The organism is Micromonospora sp. RHAY321, from assembly GCF_023896955.1.
GTDB lineage: Bacteria > Actinomycetota > Actinomycetes > Mycobacteriales > Micromonosporaceae > Micromonospora.
On sequence record NZ_JAMHIW010000010.1, the window covers coordinates 68,768 to 93,202 of the forward strand.

The 24,435-nt window shown below is 69.5% G+C and carries 16 protein-coding genes and 1 pseudogene; 7 read left to right on the top strand and 10 right to left on the bottom strand.

All coding sequences use genetic code 11. The features are described from left to right. Nucleotides 1-226: 226 nt before the first annotated feature. The gene (locus tag M8C17_RS32190) at nucleotides 227-2,437 is read right to left on the bottom strand and encodes a BTAD domain-containing putative transcriptional regulator (RefSeq protein WP_252418225.1); all 2,211 of its coding nucleotides are present in this window, start codon (nucleotides 2,435-2,437) and stop codon (nucleotides 227-229) included. A 78-nt stretch (nucleotides 2,438-2,515) separates the two neighbouring features. Continuing rightward, the gene (locus M8C17_RS20990; RefSeq protein ID WP_252418226.1) at nucleotides 2,516-4,387 is read right to left on the bottom strand and encodes an Hsp70 family protein; all 1,872 of its coding nucleotides are present in this window, start codon (nucleotides 4,385-4,387) and stop codon (nucleotides 2,516-2,518) included. A gap of 163 nt (nucleotides 4,388-4,550) precedes the next feature. Between M8C17_RS20990 and M8C17_RS20995 the strand changes: the two genes are divergently transcribed. Continuing rightward, entirely contained in the window at nucleotides 4,551-4,748 is a 198-nt protein-coding gene (locus M8C17_RS20995; protein ID WP_252418227.1) for a hypothetical protein, read from the top strand. A gap of 213 nt (nucleotides 4,749-4,961) precedes the next feature. Here M8C17_RS20995 and M8C17_RS21000 read toward each other — a convergent pair whose 3' ends face one another. Further along, entirely contained in the window at nucleotides 4,962-5,831 is an 870-nt protein-coding gene (locus M8C17_RS21000) for an aldo/keto reductase family oxidoreductase (protein ID WP_305884714.1), read from the bottom strand. 626 nt (nucleotides 5,832-6,457) lie between these two features. Here M8C17_RS21000 and M8C17_RS21005 point away from each other — a divergent pair. Together M8C17_RS21005 and M8C17_RS21010 are read left to right on the top strand one after the other, a co-directional pair. Next, a complete protein-coding gene (locus tag M8C17_RS21005) occupies nucleotides 6,458-7,918 on the top strand; it encodes a S8 family serine peptidase (protein WP_252418228.1) in 1,461 nt (486 codons plus the stop codon). A gap of 380 nt (nucleotides 7,919-8,298) precedes the next feature. After that, nucleotides 8,299-8,970: pseudogene (locus M8C17_RS21010) on the top strand (helix-turn-helix transcriptional regulator); the annotation flags it as partial. An 815-nt stretch (nucleotides 8,971-9,785) separates the two neighbouring features. Here M8C17_RS21010 and M8C17_RS21015 read toward each other — a convergent pair. Further along, a complete protein-coding gene (locus tag M8C17_RS21015; protein ID WP_252418229.1) occupies nucleotides 9,786-10,925 on the bottom strand; it encodes a DUF2637 domain-containing protein in 1,140 nt (379 codons plus the stop codon). Continuing rightward, complete coding sequence (locus M8C17_RS21020; RefSeq protein WP_252418230.1) at nucleotides 10,922-14,074, bottom strand: BTAD domain-containing putative transcriptional regulator; 3,153 nt, start codon at nucleotides 14,072-14,074, stop codon at nucleotides 10,922-10,924. The genes M8C17_RS21015 and M8C17_RS21020 overlap by 4 nt, the downstream gene beginning before the upstream one ends. A 1,252-nt stretch (nucleotides 14,075-15,326) precedes the next feature. Between M8C17_RS21020 and M8C17_RS21025 the strand changes: the two genes are divergently transcribed. Then, nucleotides 15,327-15,584: a hypothetical protein gene (locus M8C17_RS21025; RefSeq protein WP_252418231.1), complete on the top strand. Its 258-nt coding sequence runs from the start codon at nucleotides 15,327-15,329 to the stop codon at nucleotides 15,582-15,584. 49 nt (nucleotides 15,585-15,633) lie between these two features. Here M8C17_RS21025 and M8C17_RS21030 read toward each other — a convergent pair whose 3' ends face one another. Further along, nucleotides 15,634-16,290, bottom strand: coding sequence for a DUF1524 domain-containing protein (locus tag M8C17_RS21030; protein ID WP_374558810.1), 657 nt, complete (start codon nucleotides 16,288-16,290; stop codon nucleotides 15,634-15,636). Between the two features lie 282 nt (nucleotides 16,291-16,572). Between M8C17_RS21030 and M8C17_RS21035 the strand changes: the two genes are divergently transcribed. Further along, a complete protein-coding gene (locus M8C17_RS21035; RefSeq protein ID WP_252418233.1) occupies nucleotides 16,573-17,520 on the top strand; it encodes an endonuclease/exonuclease/phosphatase family protein in 948 nt (315 codons plus the stop codon). Between the two features lie 100 nt (nucleotides 17,521-17,620). On the opposite strand, the gene M8C17_RS21040 is transcribed toward M8C17_RS21035, so the two are convergent. From M8C17_RS21040 to M8C17_RS21050, 3 genes are all read right to left on the bottom strand, one after another. Next, nucleotides 17,621-18,682, bottom strand: a complete 1,062-nt coding sequence (locus M8C17_RS21040; protein WP_252418234.1) for an ATP-dependent DNA ligase — start codon at nucleotides 18,680-18,682, stop codon at nucleotides 17,621-17,623. A gap of 457 nt (nucleotides 18,683-19,139) precedes the next feature. After that, nucleotides 19,140-19,622, bottom strand: coding sequence for a hypothetical protein (locus M8C17_RS21045; protein ID WP_252418235.1), 483 nt, complete (start codon nucleotides 19,620-19,622; stop codon nucleotides 19,140-19,142). Between the two features lie 442 nt (nucleotides 19,623-20,064). Next, on the bottom strand, nucleotides 20,065-20,634 hold the full coding sequence (locus M8C17_RS21050) for a hypothetical protein (protein ID WP_252418236.1): 570 nt from the start codon (nucleotides 20,632-20,634) through the stop codon (nucleotides 20,065-20,067). A gap of 712 nt (nucleotides 20,635-21,346) precedes the next feature. Here M8C17_RS21050 and M8C17_RS21055 point away from each other — a divergent pair. Next, nucleotides 21,347-21,850, top strand: coding sequence for a hypothetical protein (locus M8C17_RS21055; protein WP_252418237.1), 504 nt, complete (start codon nucleotides 21,347-21,349; stop codon nucleotides 21,848-21,850). A 687-nt stretch (nucleotides 21,851-22,537) separates the two neighbouring features. Here the strand turns inward: M8C17_RS21055 and M8C17_RS21060 are convergent. Beyond that, nucleotides 22,538-23,662: a DUF4236 domain-containing protein gene (locus tag M8C17_RS21060; protein WP_252418238.1), complete on the bottom strand. Its 1,125-nt coding sequence runs from the start codon at nucleotides 23,660-23,662 to the stop codon at nucleotides 22,538-22,540. 248 nt (nucleotides 23,663-23,910) lie between these two features. Here M8C17_RS21060 and M8C17_RS21065 point away from each other — a divergent pair, with 248 nt between their 5' ends. Further along, complete coding sequence (locus M8C17_RS21065) at nucleotides 23,911-24,366, top strand: lamin tail domain-containing protein (RefSeq protein ID WP_252418239.1); 456 nt, start codon at nucleotides 23,911-23,913, stop codon at nucleotides 24,364-24,366. Nucleotides 24,367-24,435 lie beyond the last annotated feature (69 nt).

A 24,435-nucleotide genomic window follows, 5' to 3' on the forward strand; every position in this document is an offset into this window, starting at 1 on the left:
AGCCTCCCGGATGGGGCCAAGGTGGAGTGCCCTACCGGACGGCCTTGGCCCCGTCCGGGAATTCTGGTAGCCCTTGTGGTACCCGGCGAGGGGATCCGCAGCTGATGTCTGAGGAGGGGTCGGGGTTCGGGGCGGTCCCCGAGGTCTTCCCAAGGTTTTGTGCCCGTCAGCGTGGCCGGCCCGGCCGGTGCCCGGCCGGAGGTCGCCTGCAGGCCGGGGCGGGCTGCTAGTGCTTTTGCCCGCTTGAGGCTGCGCGCGGCTGCCGGACTTCTTCGTTGGGGATGAAATGCTCCATGCCGGCGTCGGTCAGTCGTCGGTTGAAGGTGGTGAGCAGGTCGTCGGCAGCGGTGTGGTCGCCGAGCGCGGCGAGGGCGTGTATGGCCCGCCGGTGCAGGTTTTCGTTGTACGGGTCGACGCGGATCGCGTCTTGCAGTAGGGGCAGGGCGCGCTGCGGGTTGGGCTGGGTGGCGGCTAGGGCGGTGTAGGCGTCGATGACGTGCCGGCGTAGGGCTTCTCGTGGCGGGTTTAGCCATGGCCAGTCGTGTTCGGCGGCGAGGTTGCCGGTGTAGGCGTTGATGACGGCCTGCCAGGCGGCGGGGCGTGCGGTCACTGCGGTGGTGGCATGTTCTACCGCAGCGTGGAACCGCCACAGGTCTACCTCGATGTGGTCGCGGCGCAGGCGGTAGCGGTCGCCGGTGTGCTCGATGAGCGGAACATCGCTGACGGCGGCTACAGCCTTTCTGAGGTCGCTAAGGGTGGTGTAGAGGCGGGCGGTGACGGTGTGTGCGGGAAGGCCGGGCCAGATGGCGGATGTCAGGTCTCGACTGTTGGCGCCGCCGGGGTGCACGGCGAGCAAGACCAGGGCTTGGCGGGCCGAAGTGCGCCGGATCGTCACCGGCTGGCCGTGGCTCTTCAGCGTGGTGTCGCCGAGGACTTGCAGGTGCAGAGGCTGATTGATGGTGTGGCGGGGCGTGGTTGGCGCTTGGCCTCGAGCGGTCTGCCGTGGGACGCGCGCCCGGGTGGGCGGTGGGTCGGCTGCCGGAGCGAGTGGCGTGTTGTGTCCCGGGTGGGGCTGGGCCTGGCTGATCACTGTGAGCAGGTCGGTGGCAGCCGCCGCGTTGAGAACGCACATTCTTTGCGTTGCCGGCTGCTCCTGGGTGCCGTCGTAGCCGTGACCGGTTGCCGTGATCTCCCAGGTCGCGCCGGGCGGCCAGGCTCCGACGAGAACCGCGACGGCGGTGCCGCCGCTGGCTGCGAGTGCGGCCTTGAGGCGGCGTGCGGTGCCGGGATCCTGCGGCGTGTGGGTGAGCAAGACCCGGGGTGGCTGGCGGGATGGCCCATTCGCCGAGCTGCTGCCCCGCCCAGTGGTGGTGTCAGGAGTCTGATGGTGTGGGTGTTCCTCCAGCACCGTCAGTGCTTCCTGCAGTGATGCGGCGACGGTGAGACCCGAAACCGAGTGGATCCGTTGTGCGGTGGGGCCGAGCAGCCTGGTCAGGTCCCCGATCGTGGTGATGAGCGCCGTCCCTGCGCTGCGGCGGTGCAGGGCGCGCAGCAGGACGGTGACGAGAACGCCGCGAGCAGCATCGTCAGCGGCAACCCCCGTGAGCCCGACGCCCGTTGGCGGCACATCCGCCAGCAATGAGTCCGGCGGCTGTCCCGTGCGCTGATCCGGTGCGGTGAGATCGGATGGACCGGTGCCGTCAGAGGCGGCCAACGCTGCGTGGGCTGCGGTGACGGTCGCTGGCAGAGGGGCAAGGTCGAGGTTGTCGCGTTGCGCCGGCCCGGCCTTATCTGGGCGGTAGGCGCGCCGGCGGCGCAGCCACACGAGTGCTGCGGCCGCGGTGACCTGTTCGGCGCTGGCGTGCGGTATCCATCCACCCGGCACCGTAACCCCGTCTGGGTCGATGGTGACCGTCGTACCGCGCGTCTCGGCGGTACGGGTGGTGGTCGTGTGGTGGTCGACGGTGCCGACCGTCGTCGAGGGGGTGTCTGCCGGTGGTGCGGGCGTCGTACTGGCGGAGGCGCTGAAGACCGCGGCGCCGGCCATGCCGGTGGCGGTGGCTTGAAGCGGTGTGGGAAGTGGTAGCCGGCGCAGCCACCGCATGCCGGCGCGTGTCCTCGCGACCAGTCGGACGAGGAGCGTGCCGGCGAGCAACAGCCACACCAGCCAGGCGAGGATCGCCAGGGCGCCGGTCAGGGTCTGCTCGGTCAGGGGCTGTTCCAGCCACTGCCGCGCCTGCTGCGAGTTCGGCCACCGGCGCAGTGGCCATCCGACGGTGCGCGCCAGCAGCAGCGGCGGGCCTGCCAGCAGGAGGACCAGGAAGAAGCTGGCCCCTATCCGGCGCGGCCACCGCATCGCGGGCACCTCCCCCCGCAGGTTGCGGACCCGCCGTCGGCTCGGCTGACGCTGCCGCGCCGGCTCGCGCACGTCGCCCACCGGCAGCCGATGCAGCGGCTCCCGGCAGCCAAGCCGCGGTCCGCGCTCGTCAGGACGGCCCCGTTGCCCTGGGACGGATCAACGGGCATGAGCGGCGGGTGCGGCCGGACGGATGACGCGCGTCCACAACCGCGCGGCCCACCAAACGGCGATGGCGATGGCGTAAATGACGCCGAGGATGCCGGCGGCCTGCCGACTGACGATCGCGGCGGTGATCACGGCAACGGGTGCGGCGAGGATGAGACGGAACACCAGCGGCGTCACCAGTGCCATGACCACCCCGACGCCGAGGAGCAGGCCACCGACGCGGCCGGCGATGTCGATCCACAGGATGAGGTCGGGCCACCGGTCGGCGGTCAGGGAGTACTGGATCAACGCCATGCCGACGGCTGCGGCGACGACGGAGCCGGTCGGCACGGCCAGCAGCGCCGACCAGCCACCGTGGGGTGCGCGCCATTGCCGGGCGGCGACGACCGCCATGGCGGCGGCCATCAGCACAGTCGGGGTGATCGGCCAGAGGGCCCATCTGAGGAACGCGCCCACCGGCTGGCCTAGGTACTGGCTGGCAACCACCGCGTAGAGGCCCGCGATCGCGAGGCCGAGGGACACGGCGGCGAGGATGCCGACGCTGATCTTTCCGCCTTCGGACCGGGTGTCGGGGGTGGGGCTGTGGGCGGCGGCGAGGGAGCCGAGGATGGTGCCCGCTCCGAGGCATGCCAGGAGGGCGAACACGGCGGCCATGGTGAGCTCGCCCCAGTTCAGGGTCACCCAGTAGTGCACGTTCAGCGTGCTGTGCTGCTCCGCGGTCATGAGGCACTGCCAGATCAGGGCCAGGGACGCGAAGCCGGGCACGGCGATGGCGACGGCCCGCCCCACCGGCGGCACCGGCACTTCCACGGCGCTCGCCGTGCTGGGGTTGGCGGCGCCGGCGTCCGCGGCGCCTCGGACGGCACCGAGCGCTGGCTCCGTGACCACTGTCGGAGCGACGCCGGTCTGGTCGGCGATGAGCTTCTCCAGTTGCGGCAGGTGCGCGCCGCCGCCGACGCAGTAGACGCCGGCGAGTTCATCGGTGCTGATCTCGGCTGCGGTGACCGCCTCGCTGGTCAGCTGAGCAGCGCGCTGCAGGACCGGGTGGGCGGCCTGCTCGAGCATGGTGTTGTTCACGATGATGGGTGGCCGGTCGGGAAGCGGCACGGTCACGGCCGGGTGATGCGCCAGGGCTTCCTTCGCAGCTTGAACGCTGGCGGCCACCGTCCACCGCATTGCGCCATCACCGGCGTCCTGCGGCATGGGGTCGCCGGTGAGGGACGCGGCGAGCGCTTGGTCGATGGCGCTGCCGCCGGCGGCCGGGTCGGCGAGGGTCGCGAGGACTTCGAAGCCGGCAGGGCCGCGGCGCAGGACAGTGACCTCCGCGCCCGCACCCACGTCGCAGACGGCCATGAACGACCCCACCGGCCATTGCAGGCCGGTGGCCACGAGGTGCTCGGCGACGGCCACCGGCGCTTCCACCAGGCGTGGCTGTGGAAGACCGGCCCGGTGGGCAGCCTGCCGCATCCAGGTGCGCCGCCGCGGCCCCCACCCCGCCGGCACCACCAACCGCACATCCTGCACCGGGCCGCCGGCGACCCGCTCGGCCTCGGCAGCGACGCGGCGCAAGGTTGCGGCCGTCAGGTCGAGAGCGTCAACGACGGTGCCGTCGACGGTGAGCCGGTCGTTGGCGGGGCGGCGCGGTGCCGGGATGAACCGGTTCGGCTGCTCCGCCCCGGCCTGCCAGGCCCGCTGCCCTGTCCACATCTCGCCGTCCGGGGAGAGATAGACGGCGCTGGGCAGGTGTGGTGCGCCGTCGAAGGACAGTGGCGACCAACTGCCGTCGGGCCAGGCAAGGACGGCGACGGTGCTGGTGGTGCCGCAGTCGATCGCTAGCCGCGCCTCCCCCGCCTGCATAGGCATAGTCAAACATGAACATCTCACTTACGTCACCCCGCCACTACAGGCAGGAATGGGGCCAGTGCGCTCTGGTCCTTGTGACGTCGCATCGCTGGACCTGTGCGCAGGGCGTCCTGACCTTTGCCGTCGTCCTGCGCCGGCCGGTCCCGCGTGGTACGTCAGTCGGATGGAGGTGTTGTTGCGCGGCGGGCCAGGCGACGGGCAGGTCATCGACGGCGGCGGCGAGTCCGTGGTGTGGGGCGCGTGCCTGTACGAGCGCACCTCGAACATCGGGCGATCCCGCGGCCGGGACCGGCGCGTGTACCAGCACCGGCCCGACTGTTGTCAGCCGTACGGGCACGGCTCGGAAGACCGCTGCGAATGACCTCGACGGGTGGACGGCACAGCATCCTCAACCAGTCAGCCCAGCGACTGGGTTCCTGCCGGACGTGCGCGTCGTCGCCGACTCCGTCGAGGGAGTCGAGTCGGCAGGCTCCATATTCAGGGGGCACTCCGCTTCGGCGACGGCGGTCGCCACAGGTGGTTCCCCGGTCGCCGAGGCCGATGAACCCGATCGGAGGCGGTGCGGTAGTCCTGCTCACGACGCGATGGCGTTCAGCTCGGTCAGCGCCTCCTGCGGAAGGGTCAGCGCAGCAGCGGTGACGTTCTCGCGCAGGTGCGTGACGGATGAGGTGCCGGGGATGAGCAGGAGGTTCGGGGAGCGCTGAAGCAGCCACGCCAGCGCGACGGCCATCGGTGTGGTGTCGAGGCGGTTGGCGACGGCGTTCAGTTCCTCGGACTGGAGCGGGGAGAAGCCGCCGAGCGGGAAATAGGGCACGTAGGCGATGCCCTGTGCGGCGAGGGAGTCGATCAGGTCGTCGTCGTTGCGGTTGGCGATGTTGTAGAAGTTTTGGACGCATACGATTGGCGCGATGGACTGTGCTTCGGCGATCTGCTCGGCGTTGACGGTGCTGAGACCGAGATGCTTGATCAGTCCGTCCTGCTGCAGCTGCGCGAGCGCGGTGAACGGCTCGGCGATGGGGCCGGGAGTGGGTCGGTCGAGCCCACCGACGCGCAGGTTGACCACGTCGAGTGCGTCTAGCCCGAGGTGATCCAGGTTGTCGTGCACAGCCTGGCGCAGCTGCTCGGGAGTCAGCGCCGGCGGCCAGTTCCCCTCGGCGTCCCGCAACGCTCCAACCTTCGTCACGATGTGGAGATCGTCAGGGTACGGGTGCAAAGCCTCCCTGATGATCTCGTTGGTGACGTACGGGCCGTAGTAGTCGGCGGTGTCGATGTGGTTGATACCCAGGAGAACGGCCTCGCGCAGCACGGCCACGGCAGCGTCGCGGTCGGCCGGCGGACCGAACACGTGCGGGCCGGCCAACTGCATCGCGCCGTACCCCATCCGGGTGAACGTCAAATCCTCCGCCAAGGTGAACGTATCGCCAGGCAGTGGGGTCGATGTCATGAGAGTTCCTCTCCTCGTTGTCGCAGGTCCACGCGCTTCCCGCCGACGCGGGCGCCAAACCGCGGCGGCCGCCAGAGGTGATGGCTAGCGGCGGATGTCAACGAGCGCCCATGGGCCGGCCGCTGGACGTGGGCGGGACTCGCAGGTGGCGCTACGGAGCCGTCTTCTGACGCGATTCACAGCCGAGGACACCGATTATTCTGCTCCCCTAACACCCGAAGCCCCTGCGGCGCCTCGCCGGCATCGCCGTGGTCCCACTTCATGTGCGTGTTCGATCGGCGAGGCCGCTGCCTCGCCGGACCTGCTGCGCAGCCTGCTGCACCGCCGCCACCACAACCTGCCCGACACCGACCCGGAACGGATCCTCGCCTGGTCGAAGCGGGGCGTACCGCCCGGTCGGACGCGGCCGACCTGACCGAGCTGCTGCGGATCCTGGTCGACCGGGGCCGCTCCCTCGGCGAAGACCACACCCCTGGTCTCCCAGCTGCGTCAACTGACGGCTGCAGTGCGAGCGGGTGCCTCCGTACGCATTCGCGCCCTCAGGACATACCTGTGTTGCGAAAGTTTGGTGACCGCCGATGTAGCACATAGACAGGCGTCACACACGCTCCCAGAGGAGTCCCCTCATGCTTCGAACCACCCCTCCCCTGATCGCCGGCGTCCTTGCCGCCGCGCTCGTCGCGCCGGTCGCGCCGGCGCAGGCGAGCAACCCACTCGCCCCGATATCCAGTTCCCTGGCGCGGACGCTGACGACAGCCTCCGGCACGATCCCGGTGTTTGTGCACGGTACGAGCATCGGCGCCGCCCGGCAGGCGGCCGCCGACACCGGCCTCAAACTCATCACAACCTGGAACAAGATCGGCGTCGCGGTTGCGCGCGGCACCGCCGAGCAGGTCGTGGCCGTTCGCGGTCATGCCGGTGTCACCTACGTCGAAGGTGACCAGCCGCTGCGGCCATACCTGTCGACCTCGAACGTCGCTACCCGAGGCGAGCAGGCGCGCGCTGAGCTGCGCGACGGACAGGGACGGCCGGTCGACGGGCGCGGTGTGTCGGCGGCAATCATTGACACGGGCGTGGACGGCACGCACCCGTTCTTCCGCAACGCGGACGGTACCAGCGCAGTGAAGCTCAATCTGAAGAACATCTGCGGCCCGCTCACCGACTTGGGTCTGCCGCTCCCGCTACCCAACGACTCGTGCTTCCTCGACCTGACCGCGGCCAACGACACCGACACGCTGTCGGCTGGCGGGCACGGCACGCACGTCGCGGGGATCGTCGCCGGGCGGGACACGAGGCTCACCGACGGCACCCGGCTGCACAGCGCTGCCCCTGACGCCACGCTGATCAGCCTGTCGGTCGGCGCGGGACTGAGCATCTTCGGTGCGGACAGCGCGCTGAACTGGGTGCTCGACCATCACCTGAACCCGTGTGCGGGCTGCCCACCGATCAAGGTGAGCAACAACTCGTACGGCCCCAGTGGCGGTGGGGCGTTCGATCCGAACTCGGCGACCACCAAGTTGCAACGGGCGCTGGCCGCCGAGGGTGTCGTCACCGTCTGGGCGGCCGGCAACGACGGCCCGGACAACAGCGCCACCAACCCTCCAGGTCAGGACCCCACTCCGGGGATCCTCATGGTCGCCTCCTACGACGACCATGGCACCGGCACCCGCGACGGTAGCGTGTCGACGTTCTCCAGCCGCGGGGAGGCGGGACACCCGGAGACCTACCCGGACGTCTCGGCACCCGGATCGAACATCGCCTCGGCCTGCCGGCCATACCTGCTGATCTGCTCGACCGGTCTGGACCCGCACAACGGCCCCGGGCCCCTGGACCTCGGCACGTTCAACACGATCAGCGGCACCTCGATGGCAACCCCGCACGTCGTGGGCATCGTTACCCAACTGTTCCAGGTCGCACCGAACGCGACCCCGGCCCAGGTCGAGGACGCGCTCAAGGCCACGGCGTACAAGTTCACGGACGGCGCGGCCTACCAGACCGTCGGGCCCTACACCACCGCAGTCGACAAGGGAACCGGCCTCGTCGACGCGTACGCCTCGGCAGTCCTGCTGGGGGCGACACCTGCCTGACGGCCGATCAGCTCAACGGCGCAGTAGCGATTTCAGCCGGCACCGTCACCGACAACAAACAGCGCCACGGAGCGGACGATCACCGGCTGACGACATGCCGCGATGACCGTGTTTGCTCTGGCACAGCTCACGATCCACGACCAGAACCGCCCGTACGCCGGGGCGTTCATGAACTAGTACCGGGGGGAAGACTCCTCGCCACCGACGAGGCGCCGGAGCGCCTGACAACAGGAGAAGGTCATCCCGACGGCGTCCGAGGACAGGCAACACTTCGAGCGCTGGGCCTGCTCCCCTGAATACTGGGACCCTTCCGGGGACCGGGCGTCCGCGACGGACAGCCCGGTCCTCCGGGTCAAGCCGGCCCGGCTGCCCTCTACACCGAGCGACGCGTCAGCACCTGCCCACCATCGGCAGGCTGCACGCTTCATCGCCACCGTGGTCCTGGTGTCGGGCGAGGCGAGAGCGGCGAGGAGTGGGCCGCCGAGGTCGACCCGTGGGCAGTCGTGGTGCGGTACGGACGCTGGTACCTGCTGTGCCACTCGCACCGCGCGGACGCCATCCGCACGTACCGAATCGACCGAGTCCGGACCGTACGGCAGACCCGCACGGCTTCACGCCGCCCGACGACCTGGATCCTGTTGCCGCGCTCGAGGAAAATCTGGGGCGGGCTGGAAGTACCCCACCCGCGTGGTGTTCCGCGCCCCGCAGGAGAAGGTGGCGCCCTGGATCCGGCCGCCGATGGGCCGCCTCCAGCCGGACGGCGACCGATGCGTACTGGTCGGCAGCACCGGAAACCCCACGATGTACGCGCAGGAGTGGCTGGCCCCCGTCCCGTTCGACTTCTCCGTGGAAGAAAGCCCCGAACTACATGCCGCCGTGTCGACGGTCGCGGCCCGTTTCGGCGCGGCCGTCTCGCCTTCCGTCGGCCGAGACTCGGCCCCGGGACCAGCCTAAGCGTGACACATTCGCCGGCCTGTCGGCATGGCGCCGGCTTGAATCGGATGCCCTCATCTCGGGCACGTCCGGACGGCAACCGGGCCAGCTCGGCGTGACGCTGCGTAGCGCGGATCGCGGCAGATGCGGGTGTTGCACGGTGGACCTGGATGGCGAGTTCGGCACGAAACAGGGCGTCCTGGCACCCGCCCTTACTCGTGCAGGCACACTGCTCAATGGTGGCCAGCGGGCTACTACTACCCGACGTCCGTCCCAGCCCGTCCGCGGGCGTTGGCGAGCCTGTGCCTGAGAACCCACACGGCGAGCATCGAGGCGCCGAAGACCAACCACAACAGCGGCGCAATATCCCACTCGTGCCAGATCGCCCAACCCCAAAGGAGCCATACACCAACGTGAGCGGCCAGCACCAGCCGGTAGGACGTGCGAAGCAAAACCACAGGGAAGTAAACCATGTCTGGCTCCGCTAGAAGGTCCTGGAGCCTAGTGGGGCGGAGGACTTCAGCTCCCGTGAACGACTGTCGCTTGTTCGCTCGGCACTGAACGCAATCAATTCGGCAGAAGCGGATGCGCCGCCATGCCGATGGCGCATCGCTGGTCACGGAACGTCACGACGGCCACCGACGCTACCCATTGGTCTCGCTGAGGCACCGCTGGTCGGATCGGGAGCGGTTGGAGGTGCGAACTGCCCGCTCTCATCTCAGTGTCCGTCTACACGATGCTGTGCATGTCTAGCTATACCTGGCTGGGCACGTTTGACTCGTACGCCAACACCAGTTCGTCCATCAGGTCGGTGAGGCAAGCGCCGCGTCTGTCGTTGGCGGGCGGGCTGATGCGGACGAACCAGGCTGAGGGGTAGCTGGTTGCGTGTGGCCCGGTGTGGAGTCGGCGCCCTCAGTGGCGGAGGCGCTGTTGGCTACGTCGCTGACGTTGTCGCCGGTGACGGGTGGCGGGTGGCTGGCGGCGGCCAGTACCGGCGAACGGTGCGTTCAGATCGGCCGATCCGCGCGGCGATCTCGGCTGGGTGCAGGTTGGGCTCACGCCGATACCAGTAAGCCACCGCCCTGGCGGTCTCCGACGGCACGGGTCCCCCGTCGGAGACCGCGCCGTCTGCCGTATCGCTCTCCGCCCTGGGTTCCATGTCCGGCCTCCATGGCGGTGGATCCACGCGCTGCGCGTCGTCGAGCCGATCTAGCGGCTGGGGGTTTGCGGATCGCTGGTGCGGGCGCGCGGAGCGGGGCGCCTTCCCGTTGGCGGTGTCGGCGGGCGTGGCGGGGTCGCTGGCGGCGGCCGTCTGCGGCGGCTGGTCATTGCCGCGGGCAGCGGAATCGAGGTCGGTCGTGTTTCCGGCATCCTGGGGAGCACCGTCAGGTGCCGCAGTGGGTGTGCAAGCGGTTGACGACGAGGCGGTTGGTGCGGTGACGGCTTTGATCGGCCGTCGAGTCCGTGTGCCCGGTGGCGCGGCCTCTACCCCTGCGGCAGCGGGCTGCTGGGGAGCGAGTGTGCCGGGCTGAGCCGAAGGCTGTCGGGTCACGTGGGTGGGCTTCGTGGCCGGTGGGAATTCGGGCGATGCGATCAGCGCAGGCTGGTGGTCAGGTGTCGCCGCGCGGATCCTGGCGGTGAGCTCGACGAGGCTGACGCTGGCGACGATGACGAGTCCGTCGACGGATATGGGCAGCAGGTATGCGGCGGCGGCTTCGGTCTCCCCGTATCGGGTGGCGACGCCGACGAGGTGCCAGTAGCTCACCCATGTCGCGATGGCGGCGATGATGGCCGTCGCGATGATCCGGATGGTGCCGAGGGATCGGCGGTGGTGCGGGACGCGTGAGATCAGTTCGACGGTGAGCAGCAGCGCCAGTGGTGGCCATGCGGCGATGATCTGGCTGATCGGGTTCGATCGGGCGTGCAGGACGTTTGCCGCCACGGAGGCGGCGACGCCGAGGGTGAGCGTGGCCCGTACGGCCCAGCGCAGCCGCCGCAGATGCGCGCCGGTGTCAACCGACGCTGCGGCGCCGGCGGTGCTGGTCGGATTGCCGGTGTGCGGTGAGGTGTTCATGCGGACCCTCCGTCTGTGAGGGCGGATCGTCGTGTCCGTGCGTCGCGGCCGGCGCGGCGCAGGTCGGCGGTGAGCTGGTCGGCCAGGGCGAGGGTGTCGTCGGCGGGTTCGGCGTCGATCTCGGCGAGCCGGCGGGTCAACGTCCGGCGCAACGCGCGGATGGCGTCGAGGTGGCCGAGTTGCGCGCGGGCGCGCATAGCGGCCTGGTACAGCTGTTCGGCGTAGGGGTGTTGGCTGATCGCGGCGTCGAGGACGGCGAGTTGCTCCGTGGGTTGGCCGGCGAGTTCCTCGGCGAGGGCCACGGCGGCGTCGAGCGCGTCCTGGCGGACGGTCTCCCGGTAGGGCTCGAACCATTCATATTCGCGGCCCTCGGCGAGTGGCCGGTAGGTGTCGACGACGCGGCGTAGCGCCGCGACCCGTTCGGGCTTGGAGCCGGCGGCGTCGGCGGCGCGGATCGCGGCGCGCATCCGCCACAGGTCGACATCGAAGCGTTCGGGGTTAAGTTCGTATCGGCGGTGGGGGTGGGTGAGGTAGGTGCCGGGGCCGCCGTTGTGCCGCAGGACGCCGCGCAGGTCCGAGACGTAGGTGTGCAGCCGATGGACCGCTTTGCTGGCGGGCGCGTCGGGCAGCAGGTCGTCCAGGATCGCCTCCGTGGAGGCGCTGCCGTCGCGGACCGCCAGATACACCAGCAGTTCGAGGGACTTCGCGCGCAGGCTGCGCTGCGGGTCACCGTCGACGATGGTGGGTACGCCGAGCACTTTCACCCTGACCCGTGCGGGCTGCGTCGTCGGCTCGGGGTCGACGTCGTGGTGACTGGCGGCTGGCGATCGCCCGGCGACGGCGGCCCGCCGGTGGTTAACGGCGGTGGTCGGGTCGGCTGGTGGGGGGGCGCCGCCGCCCTCGCGGGCTGCTGCGGTCAGCTGGGCGGAAACCGAGACGTCGGTACTGGCGACGGCACCCGCCAGGGCCTGTTCGCTGTCGGTGTCGCCGGTCCGGTCGTGGCAGGCCTGCACGTTCTGCTCGGCGTCAGCGTCCGTGTCAGGCGGTGCGACAACCGGCGTATCTGTTGGTGTGGTCGCGGCGGCCGGGGTGGGCGTCGCGCGCTGCGGCGGTGGTGCGGGTTCGGTCGGGGCCGCCGGCTGGGGTAGGCCGGTGTGCGACTCGGCGAGGGCAGCAAGTAGGCCCGCGGTTTCGGCAGGGGTGAGGATCGCGAGCCGGCCAACGTCGGCGGGATGCCTGCCAGGGCGCTGGCTCTCTCCGTGGGCGGGGGTGGCGACGCCGTCGTCGGCCACCATCACGGTGTTGCCGTCAGGCCACGGGCCGAGCAGCACCCCGTGGATGTCCAGGCGTTGGCCCTGCGCGAGCAGGGCTGCGACGCGGGCGCGTTCGTGGCGGGTACTCACGTCGGCCAGGAGCATGATCGGTGGCTGCGGCTCCTCGTAGGGGTCGGTGTGCCGCAGGTCGGCGACAGTGTCGACCTCATGCCGGTCGACCAGCCGGGTGCGGCGCATGGTCCGCGCCTCGAGAATCTCAAGGGCTTCGTCGAGCCCGGTGGTGATGGTCAGCCGAGGTGTGCGCGGCAGGTTGACCGCCGCAGCGCCGAGCAGCGTGGCCGCGGTCGGGGACGGCATCACCACCTCGGTGCGAGCGTCGGGGTCGTGCAGGCCGCCGGCGGCCAGGGCGGCGGTGAGGAACCCGCGGGCGGCGGCGTGCGCACCGGGACCGGTGAGTCCGAGTCCGGCGGGCGGCCACAAAGCCGACAGCGGGTTGGCCAGCGACGGCACGACTGGCATGTCAACGGCTGCTGTGGTTTCACGGTGGGCGTCGGCCTGGCTCGGCTCGTCAGGGCCGGGACATGTATCCAGGTCTGGGCCATTGCCTGCGCTCTCCGTGAGGGCGCCAATGACCACGGCGAGGTCTTCAGGGTGGGTGTCGACGTCCACTTCGGTGATCGTGTGGGGGGCGTCGCTGGTCGGCGCGTTGGCGTGGCCGGCGGTGAGCCGGCGCAGTCCTCGGCGGATCTGGCCGATCACCGGCGGCATCGGCGCGAGATCGGGATCCGTCGTGCGCGTTGTGGCCGTGGGCGGCCGGGGAATGTAGCGGCGCTGGCGATGCGCCCACACCAGCGCCACCGCGCCCGCGATGGCCAGGGCCAGGCCGATGTCTACCCAGCTGCCGCTCGGCAGAGACACGCCGCGCGCATCCCGATCGTGGGTGGGGGCATCGCCCGCGTCGGCGTTGGCGGCAGAGCCGGTCGCGGTGGGGGCGGGTTCCGGGACGCCGCTGCTCGGCGGTGCGGCCGTCGTGGTCGACGCGGGCATGTTCGGCGCGACCGTGGCCGGCGCCGAGCTGCCCGGAGCCGGGGTGCGCCCGTCCGGCGGAGGTTGGGATGCCTCAACGTCCGGTTGATCGGTCGGTGGCGCCTTAGGCGGCTTTGCATCTCTCGGGGGACTGTCTGGGCTGGCGTGGGCGGGCAGGTTGAGGGTCCAGCCGGGATAGATCAGATTCGGGTTGCGCAGCGTTCCGCCGACGCCGGGAAAGCGGGTGCCCCGGTTGAGGGCGAAGATGTCCGGCCAGCGGCGGGGGTCGCCCAGACACCGCTCGGCGATCTCGGACAGCGTGTCCCCACGCTTCACGGTATAGGTGTCTTCCCGGCCAGTCGCGACGCGGGCGAGTTCGGTGCTGCTCGCCGCCGCGTGGCTGGCCAGAGTGTGACCGGCCTGCCGCGCGGTGGGGTGCACCGCTTCGTGCGAGTCGCTCATGTCGGCGTTGGCGGGCGCGGCGGCGTGGGCGGGGATGGCGCCCGTGCTGGCGCTGACCGCGGTGGCTCCCAGCACGGCTGCGGTCAGTCCCTGCAGCGGTCCCGGCAGGTGCAGCGTGGGTAGCCACCGCAGCGCGCGGGTGACCCGCGTGTACGCCCGGCCGCTGACGGCGGTGACGAGCAGCGCCCAAATCAGCCAGGCGCCCGTCTGCGCGAGGCCGGCGAGGAACCCGGCGGTGAGCGGCTGTCGGAGCCAGTCCTGCAGCGCCGCGGTGGATGGCACGTTGGGCGTCGGCGATGCGCCGAGGTGGACGAGCGCGGCCGGAACGACCGCGACCAGGAGCGCGGATCCCGTCGTGGTGGCGATAGAAGCCGCTCTGGTTCGCATCACTCCTCCTGCCTGTTCGTGTCGCCTCGCTGGCCTGCGGGATCACGGGAAGTCGCAGGCGTGGAGCTACAGAGGCGACGGACGGTGAGTGGGGGTGCCTGGTCAGTGGGTTGACGGTATGACCGCAGGTGGTCGAGGAACGTGTCGTGAGGGCTGACAGTGCCTCACACGGCCTTACGGGACCTCACATCAGCAGGTCAGAAGCTCGCGCCGCGCCACCACAGCCGAGTCGCGGGCCTCCGGGGGCGCTCGCTCATGCCCCTCCCTGACGGGCTAGGTAAGGGGATTCGGCTCACTCCGGTGCTGTCGCCCCTCACTTTCAGGTGGGCGTTACTGCGACGGCTCGCCGGGCTGATCAAGCGCTACTACTCAGGCCAGCAACCGGGCGCACCCGAGAGCAGCGTTGCGCTGCCGCGCCGCGCGGCCATCGGTGCCGGCAGGCGCCGCACGCCGATCCGGCGGGTGGTTGACGTGAGGGTTCAGGACGGACCAGCCGTCGAATGGATGACGGGTACCAAGTGTGGGCGCGCGAAGGTGCCGGCACCGGCACACCACGCTCGGCATCGGCACCACCGGCACGTAACCCCGGAGCTCGCGCCTTTGCTTGCGTTCACAGGGACCCGAGTTATCCACAGAGACGCCTCGACAGGTTGATCCCGATGCTGCCTCCTGCTGAAGTAACCCGCGGGGACGACGCCGCGTCCCATCGACTGCGGAAGGAGAGCGGCCATGATCAGGGGCGGGCAGGGGCGAATACGAGGCACGGATATAGAGACGCCACTGGGATACCTCTCCGGCGTCACTGCCCTTGTCGGCGCGGTCGCCACTCTCGTCGCGGCAGTAGCCACGTTGCTGATGGCGATCGTCGCGACGGTGAGCCTCTGATGCCCGCGGTAGAGGCATGGCTACTCGGTGGACCAGCCGACGGCCGCCTCACCCCAATCGAGGTCGACGAGGACGGGTCACTTCCGCAGTCGGTCATCCTATGCCAAACCGGCGCCTACCTCGGCGCTCACGATCACCCCAGTCCACCCGTCAGGCACCGCTATCTCCGTTCTGACGACGAGCACGAGCCACCAACATTCCGATACGACGGGCTTCTCTCCGACGACCAGTGACCTCGGCAAGCGGTGGGCAACCGGCCGGGACAGCGCATCCGGGTTCCGAACGGATGCCGCAATAGCTTCCACCCAGCCCGACCAGACTCAGCACCTCGCGCTCACCGCTGATCGAACACTTGTACGATGCGCTGGTGGAGGACGTGGCGGGGCGCTGGTGGAACGGCATCTGGGGGCGCTTGGGCCGCCGGGATGTGTGGCTGACCCGCGAGGTCCGGTGGAAGGTCGTCGCCCGCGCCGGCGACAGCGAGACCGGCCGGGTGCTGCGCTGGGAGTTCGACACCGAGGCGGATGCCCTCGCGATGGTCAAGCGCCTCCTCGCCGCCGACGTGGGCGGCCAGTGGCGCAAACAGTCCGGCGACGGCGCACCGCATCCGCCCCAGCAGGCATAGTCCGGCCGGCGGAGCGTCCCGAAGCACGCCCGCCGGCCGCAGATCTTGGTCAGGAGCTGCAGGTGTTGAGCATGCTCTGCAGCGCGGACTTCTCCGACGACTGCAGGGTCAGGCTCCAGCTGTACTTCACGGTGATCCACATCTTGCTGTAGGTGCACCGGTACGACGACAGGGACGGCTGCCACGTGGACGGGTCCTGGTCACCCTTGGATTGGTTGACGTTGTCCGTCACCGCGATCAACTGGGGGCGGGTCAGGTCGTTGGCGAAGCTCTGCCGGCGGCTGGTCGTCCACGCGTTTGCCCCGGAGCGCCACGCCTCTGCCAGGGGCACGACGTGATCGATGTCGACGTCCGAGGCCGCCGACCAGGTCGCGCCGTCGTAGGGGCTGTACCAGCGGCCCGAGGTGGCCGCGCAGGAGCTGTCGACCACGACTGAGGTGCCGTCGCGCTTGAGGACCTGCTCGCGGGTGTTGCAGCTGCCACTGATGGTGATCCAGTGCGGGAACAGGTCCCGGGAGTAGCCAGTGGTCGAGCCCTGGGTCGCCACCGTCAAAGCGTTGAGCTGTGACTGCGCCGTCGACTTGGAGGGGATCCCGGGAGGCGTGGCCATGGCCGGTTGCGCGTTCACGACGACGAGACATGCGCCGGTGAGTACGGCGGCGGCCACGACGGCGAAGCGTCGCCGCGGTGAGGATCGGGTGAGCATCTGGTTGTCGCGCATGTGGGCCTCCTGAACGACCGGGTGGACAGCGACCATCTCGAACGATCATGTCCATCGAAGGGCGTCCTTGTGAAGGGGTGGAGGCGCTCGCGCGAAGACCGATTTCAATACGCGGGCCCCCGCGCCCCCGCCTTCAGCACCTCGCGGCCCTCGTGCAGCTGGTCTGCTCGCGGCTGTCCAGATTGCGACGTAGCGGCAGTCGATGCTTCCCGCGGGCCTACAGTGCGGCCTTGAGGCTGGTAGCGGACCTGGATGCAGGGAGCGACGGTGGCCAACGACCTGATCGTCATGACGTGGAACGTGGAAAACCTGTTCCGGCCCGACGACACCGACCCCTCGGCTGCGGAAACCTACGCCGCGAAGCTCACCTACCTGGCCGGGCTCATCTCCGGCACCGGCGCCGACGTCGTCGCCCTGCAGGAGATCGGCTCACCGGTGGCCGCTGACGATCTCCGCGCGGCCCTGGGCGAGCCCTGGCAGGCGGTCGTTTCCACCCACCCGGACGGTCGTGGGATCCGCGTCGCCGTCCTCGCCCGGCACACGCTCACCGAGGAAGCGCAGGTCACCGCGCTGCCGCAGGCCGGCCTGCCGGCGGTCCCCGACGTCGACAGCGACACGCTCACGCACCTGGGCCGAGGAGCGGTTCAGGTGCACGTCGACTGCGGCGGGCCCGGCCTGCGGCTGGTCACCGCTCACCTCAAGAGCAAGCTGCTCACCTACCCGGGCGGACGGCGCTACCCGCTCACCGAGGACGAACGTGCCCGCGGCGCCGGCTACGCCCTGCTGCGCCGCACCGCCGAAGCCGTCGCCCTGCGCGTGCACCTCAACGATGTCCTCGCCGAATCCGCTGTCAACGGGCAGCCCGGTATGCCGACGATCCTGTGCGGAGACCTCAACGACGGACCCGACGCCGTCACCACCGTCCTGCTCGAAGGACCCGCCGACGGGGACGTCCACCGCCCTGACAAGGGCGACGCGGTGCGGTTGTACAACCTCGGACGCCGCCTGCCACCAGCGCGCGGCTACTCCCGCATCTACCAAGGACGGGGCGAGCTCATCGACCACATCCTCGCCACCCGCGACCTGCAACTGCGCCTGGTCGGCATCGACTCCCTCGTCGATGACATCACCTCCATCGGCGTGTCCACCCGCAGCCGCGAAGCTGCCATCGTGCCGGACCACGCCCCGGTCATCGCCCGCTTCACCCAGCCCTAGTAACGGCCAGCGGTCGCCGAGGGCGAGGATGGCCCCGCCCTCAACCTGGCTGGCTGAGGTTGCGCAGCCAATAGCCAGGGATTGTCGCCGGTTCCGCCCGTCAGCCGCTCGGCGTCCCGAACGGGTCCTCGCCCTCACCGAGGAGCAGTGGCACGTCGTAGACCGACATGTCGGGCCGGCCTTTCGCGTACCGCACCCGGTGGCGCCACCGCCCGTGCTCGAACGCCACGTCGGCGTCGATCTCCGCCACCACGCTCGGCTCCACCTGTACATACCGCAGCGGCTCGGGCCGGTCCAGCTGACCGGACCAGGACGCGGGCAGAGGCTCCGGCCACGGGTGCGCCACTGCGCCACGGCGCGGCGGCGCGAGCAGCGCGGCCAGCTCCACGGCCTGGTTGCTGGTCAGGGGGTGGGTGCTGCCGGTGTATCGCAGCCGTCCCCGACGGTCGAATCGGCCGAGCAGCACCGTGTCCGGGCTGCTGATGGTGCCGGTCACCCCACCGACGATGGCCTCCGTGACGATCCGGGTCCGGAACTTCGCCCAGCCACGCCGGCCCGGCTCGTACCGGCCGCCCGACCGTTTGCTCACTACGCCCTCGATGCCCGCAGCGACGGTCCAGTTCACCAGCCAGTCCGTCACCTGCCGCATGTCGGCCGTCTGTGGGGTCAGGGTGAGCTGCGCCGGCGCGTCGGCGAGCAACTGCTTCAGCCGGGCCCGTCTCTGCGACAGCGGCAGGCCCATGATCACCTGCCCGGCCGCGTCCGCGAGGAGATCGAACACCACGTAGTGGGCGGGGCACTCGCGTGCCAGGCGCGGCAGGGCGCGGCCAGCGGTGACGCGTCGCTGCAGCTGCGCGAAGTTGGTTCGACCACGCTCCCAGACGATCAGCTCACCGTCGAGCACCACCCCTGGCGGAATGGCCGTCCGGATCGCGCGGGTGATGTCTGGAAAGTAGGTGCTCAGGTTCCGGCCGGCCCGCGACTGGAGGTACACCCCGTCAATGTCGCGGAAGGCGATCGCGCGCCACCCGTCCCACTTCGGCTCGTGCACCAGGCCGGGGCCCTCGGGCACCGCATCGACCGGCGCCGCGAGCATCGGCGCGACCGGCCGACGCAGCACTGGATGCGACGCCGCGCTTGCCTGCGGGCGGGCGGGAATCACCTCCAGTCCCGCCCACGCTGACCGTCAACACGTCTCATCATTCGCCCCCACGTCATCGTGGGTATGAAAGACGCCGTCTCGTGCGGAGATCCGCGACAACGAATCAACCCCGGGCTCATGGCACGAGTGGCGCTCGAACGAGCATGCGAGGAAGATCGCTGATCACCTCGCGGCCCGCAGCGCTCGGACCACCTGCGCGCCGCGCTCCCCCACCCACGTCAGCGACCGCCAACCTGCGCGGATCGCCCGCGGTCAGCCACTGCCCGCCGTGGCGTCAGCAGCGGGCCGCCGCGGACTGCCTGCTGCCTGTAGGAGATCACGCCGGCGGTGGAACATCGGCACCGGGCGGGATCTGCGCGTGCACCGCCCCGAGCCATACGGGCGAGGCTCCGAAGACCGCTGTGAGTAGCCCATATGCCTACTGGGACACCTCGAGTGGACGCTCGCCGCTCTTCTCCTAGCAGTCGTCCTGCTTCCACTTGCCGTCTTCCCGCACCCATGGCTCTTTGGTCTGGTTCAGCGCAGGCACGTCGTATGTGTAGGTCGCTCGAGCGAGATCACCCGAGATTTGCGCATCGAAGGTCTTGAGGGGCATCGCCTTGCCGTAGATCTGCTTGGCCGCAGCCAGCATGCCGGTGAACTCGCTGAGGGTCACGCGATCCTTGCACCTGGCCGAGAACAGGTCGTAGGCGACGGTGGGCTTCGCGTCGAGGAATGCGTCCGAGTACGCCAACACCGCCTGGCGAAGCTCCTTCTGCCCATCAGGCGCCTGCGCGGTCGGGCTGGCAGCCGCACTTGGGGGCGCGACGGCCGATGGAGCCGCGGACGTCGAGGACGCAGCGGCGTTTGGTTTATCGGCGTTGCCCGTGCAAGCGGTCAAAGGCAGCGCGAGAAGAGGCATTACGATCATGGCGTTGCGGATCATGGCGTTGCGGATCATGGCGCGCACAGTACTGCCGCGATGCGCCTCGATCCCCCACGACTCCCCTGCCGCGCCAGGCTAAGGGTGAGCACCGGCGCCGGCCCGGCTGTGCTCACTGCCCGACCAACGCAAGTCGGATGCCCTACATCTTCGGCTGCGCCTTCGCCCAGCAGTATTTGCGGGCGCTTCTTGAACCCCTGTTTGCTTCGTTACGCGCGTTCGAGCGCCCTGGAGAATCTTCTGAGCGTGTAACAGGAGGCGTTCGGTTCGCTGGAGTGCTGGCCGGACGTCCCCGCCTACCAACGGCCGATGTCGTGGCCGGAGTAGAATCTGGCAGCGGAGCACCAGCGGCAGCTCCCACAGCCAAACAGCCCGGCCGAACTGAATGCTCCGCCCGGGCCGTTTCAGTCAGGCGAGCCGAGGAGGCACTGCTGCCGGACTCGCTTTCGGCGCACCGACATCAGCTGCTGTCGCGGCTGCGACAACGGTTGACGATGATGAGGATCATGGCGACGGAGCCCGCCAACGCGGCGAAGGTCAGCAACCAGAGCCCGGACCCGACGTTCACCTGCACAGCTTCGCTCATCGCCTTTCCGATGCCGAGGACATCGTCCTCGCCGGACATTTTCGCTCGCATTTCCGCCTCAGTCGCCTGCAGGTCAGCGATCTTCCATGCGCCCACACCAAGCAGCCCGAGGGCAGCAAGGACGGCAAGGACGGGCACGGCCATGTGGGTGCGCTGGCCGCGCAAGGTCATGCCGGCGTAGACGACCAGCGCTAGGCCAAGACCAGCCGTGATCCAACCGTCCGATCCGTCGACACCCGACACGGTCACCGTGCCAAGGATGGGTGCGCTCACCTTGCCCCACGGCATGAACGAGCCGATGACGGCGGCAATACCGGCTCCCAGCACGATCCATTCACGGATTGGTCGTGCGGCGGTGGGCACAACAGCCGCGGCCTCGGCGGGTTGGTCACCGGACGGCGGCTGGTTGAGCGACGGCGGTACGGGCGGGGAAGACTGAGACACTAGAATTCCTCTGGATGTCGATGCCTACTCACCTTTTGAGACAGGCATGAGGAGAGCAATCTAGATCAACACTTGCGCCGGAACTAGCGTCCGTATGGGTGGCAGAACCAGACGGAAATGTGCCCGGAGTGGCCAAGAGAAGCGAAAGTCGATCTTTTCTGCGATGGAAGGGCCGATAGGTTGCCAGACCGGTGCGTCAGCGGCCCAGGGTCAGCGACGTGGCAAGCGTGCGGGCCGTTGACGAACGGCACGGCGGTGTCAGTGGGCGGCGGCCAGTGTCGACGTACCCGTGTGTTCGGATCGGCCGGTTCGCGCGGCGATCTCCGCCGGATGCAGATCGGGATCCCGCCGGGTCGCCTGGTCGCCATCCTCAGTCCGACCCAAACCCGCGACCTTTGCGCAACGCTGGCTGAGGCCCACACCGGCGAGGCACCCACCGAGCCTCCGTCATGTTTAACTTCACGATGCCTCCTGTCCGGGCAGTCCATCCGGCAGCGGATGCGCTACGCCACCGGCAAGGGCTCCGCGGGCAAGAAGGCGCTATCCACCTCGACGTTGCTGATCGGGTTACCGCCGCTGAAGGCGTACCGCTTGCCGGTGAACGGATCCGCTTCAACTTCCCGCCGGTGGCGCCGCCGTCGCTGGTTAGTCGGCCGCGCAGCTGGCCCCATAGAATCCCGGTGTCTCGGAACTCGACAGTTGGGAGGTTTCCGTGCGTCGCTGGACGGCCGTCCTGACCCTGACCGTGCTGCTCGCCGGGTGCGGTACAGGCGAACAGGTCGACCCGCAAGCTCCAGCGCCGGTTTGGCAGAGCGCCGCGCCGACCACCCCGGCCGCGCTGACGGCTGCTGAGGCAAAGAGCCGCTACCTGGCGATCGTGGCGCCGTACAACACCGCGTTGGAAGAGCTGGAGGACGCGGTCAACGCCGGGAAGCCTTGGCGGACGGTCCGTACGCTGGCCGCCGACGTGGCCCGGACGAACGCGGCGCACGCCGTTGGGCTGAGCGAGACGGTCTGGCCGGCAGCGGTCCTGGCGCCAATGGGCGCACTTCTCAAGGAGAACGACGTCGCGTTACGGCATTGGCGGCGAGCCGGCGAAGCGGCGGACGCCGATGCGCTGATGCGGGAGATCCGCGCAGCAGCGGCGCGCAGCGGAGCCAAGGAGGCCGGCAGGGTCCGCGCCGCGCTCGGGCTGCCCGGCTACCGGGAAGGCTGACCGCCTCCTGCCGGCCAATGATGGGCCAGGTGCGGCCGCAGCACCGGGCGCCGCTGGGTGCAAGGACCCAGTTCAACTTGCACCGAGGCTCGCGCTGCCGCCTGCACCGCGCTACCTGACGACTGACCTACAGAAGGCTGCGTGCACCTGTTTTGCCGTTCGCACGCGTCGCGACTCGGTATAGCGTCCGCGCTGTGGAACTGCCGCGGCTACAGAAGGGTGCCGTTTGAAGAAGGTCAACTGTCCGGTGGGCGTCAGCACCTCCTGGCACTGACTCCACGTAGCCAACCCACGCACACCGCGTCGAACCATGCGAGAGCCGACTGAAGCAGGATCGCCTTCCCAGCCCAGTCGCGCGTGAACGGCCGACGCCCCGGTTGCCCAGCCAAAGCCGCGCCGCCTTGACGTCCTGTTTGCTCGGCGAGGGCGACGGTGGCCGCCGCGCGACGCGGGGTCATCCTCGGACGAGGTGCACCAGCCGGCACGAGAAGCGGCAGTACGCAACCGGGTGACCCGTCTCTGGACCCCACCGGAGCGGTCAGAGCCCGATGAACGATGCGCTGACAACCCGAAATCACGCCTTCGCCATCACCTTCAGCGACCGCTTCGCAGTCGCTGAATCTACTAGCCAAGATCGCCGGAACCACCGTTAGCGAGACAGCCCCGCTCTTACTGGGGCTCATCGGCCTACTGCCCGCCTGCTAGCTCGGCAAGGTCGACGGCGTTGAGGAGTTCGGCGAGCGCGGGCTCCGTGGCGAGGTTCAGAGGCTGCAGCTCACCGGTGCGGGCTCGGTGGTTGAGGATGAGCTCCGTGCTGGTGTCGATGACGATCCGGGCTGCGTCGGCTGTCTGCCACTGAACGCCGTTGAGTGCCTGGCGGTCGAACTTGACGGCGAGTAGGCAGGAGACGCGGGGTCGGCCGTAGCTGTCGGGCTCGTCGCGACGCAGCACGGCGATGCGGGCGGAGGCGACCGCGGGTGCGACAGCGAGCGCTTCCCGGACGGTGACCAGTACTTGACCGCATAGAAACTGTTTGTAGTAGGCGGCACGGTCGCGCTGCGGGAGCTTGCGGAGGGACAGGTTGCCCGCCTGGGTGGTGGTGGGCATGCGTTCGGGCACGACCTGGTCCACGCTGGGTACGAGCACCACGAGGGATACCTCGTCGACGGTGAGGCCGACGGCGGCGCTGGGTGCCTCGTTGTCCTCGAAGGCTTCCTCCAACGTCTCCAGGACGACCTCGGGCGAGTTGCTGCACAGCTGCTGCCACCGCTGGTCGAGGTACTGCTGCCAGGTTGCCTGCTGTTCACATCGGGTCGTCCATTGCCGTTGCATCTCGGCCTCGGTCCACTGGGTGGCGAGTTGCTTGGCCCGAGCTCGCTTCGCGCGGTCGAAGAGGCCGATGCCGCCGAGGGCGTGCTGTTCGTAGTGCTTGTGAATGCTTGCCCGGTCGGGCGGTGCTGGTTGCGGTGCGATGGGTCGGCTGGCTGCGGGGAAGTCGACGCGGTGCAGCTCGAGGATGCGCAGGAAGCTCTGGGCCAGGTGTTGGGCCTCCTCGACGCGCTGCGCGTGTGCCGCTTGCCTCTGCTGAGCCGCGACCTGCCGCTTAAAGGTCGCCGCCGACGTGGCCCGACTGCTGGGGCGGCGGCCACCCCCGAGGGAGGTGTAGAAGCCGACAGGACCCAAGCCAGTGGAGACGCCGGTGCGGCCGGCCCCGAAGTGCACCCGGGCCGCCCTCGGCCCGACGCTGGTGCGGATACCGCGAGAGGAGGCACGGATACGCACCCCGGGCGCCAACTTGATGGAGAACCCCATCAACCGACCGTATTCCCTGTCGCTGGAGCGATCGTTCAGCCTGCTGCCTGATCACTGCTCCTCCGACTGGTCGCCCCCGGGTCCCTATCGTCCATCTTCGGTTGCCCGGGCCGGCACTATCGCGGTCCTTGGCGGTTGCGGCTCGCGAACTTGTCGTTGCGCATCCTTATGATCTTGCGCGCATGTGATGCCATGCGTCTACCGGCGATGGGTTTTCGCCAATTTCTACCTTTGAGCCAAGGGGCCACGTGAAGAACAAGCTGATCGGTGCCGTCGCGGCGCTCGCCATCGGGGTCGGTGGGTCGCTCGCCGCCGCCACGCCGGCGCAGGCGGCCACGCCGGCCATCATGATCACGAAGGTGTACTACAACTCCCCAGGCAGCGACACCGGGTCGAACACCAGCCTGAACGCCGAGTACATCCGGCTGACCAACAAGCGCAGCTCCGCCATCAACCTCAAGTACTGGACCCTGCGCGACAAGTCGAACCACGTCTACAAGTTCAGCAGCGACTTCTACCTCAAGTCCGGCTACAGCGTTGTGATCCACACCGGCAAGGGCACCAACACCAGCAGCAACCGCTACTGGGGCCTGTCCTGGTACGTGTGGAACAACAGCGGCGACGCGGCCTACCTGCGCAACTCCGCCGGCACCGCGATCGACTCCTGCTCCTGGGGCAGCAGCGGCAGCTACACCTACTGCTGAAACAGCAACACCATGAGCGCCGGCCCGCTATCAGGCGGGTCGGCGCTTCTGCTTCAGCTCCTTCACCCC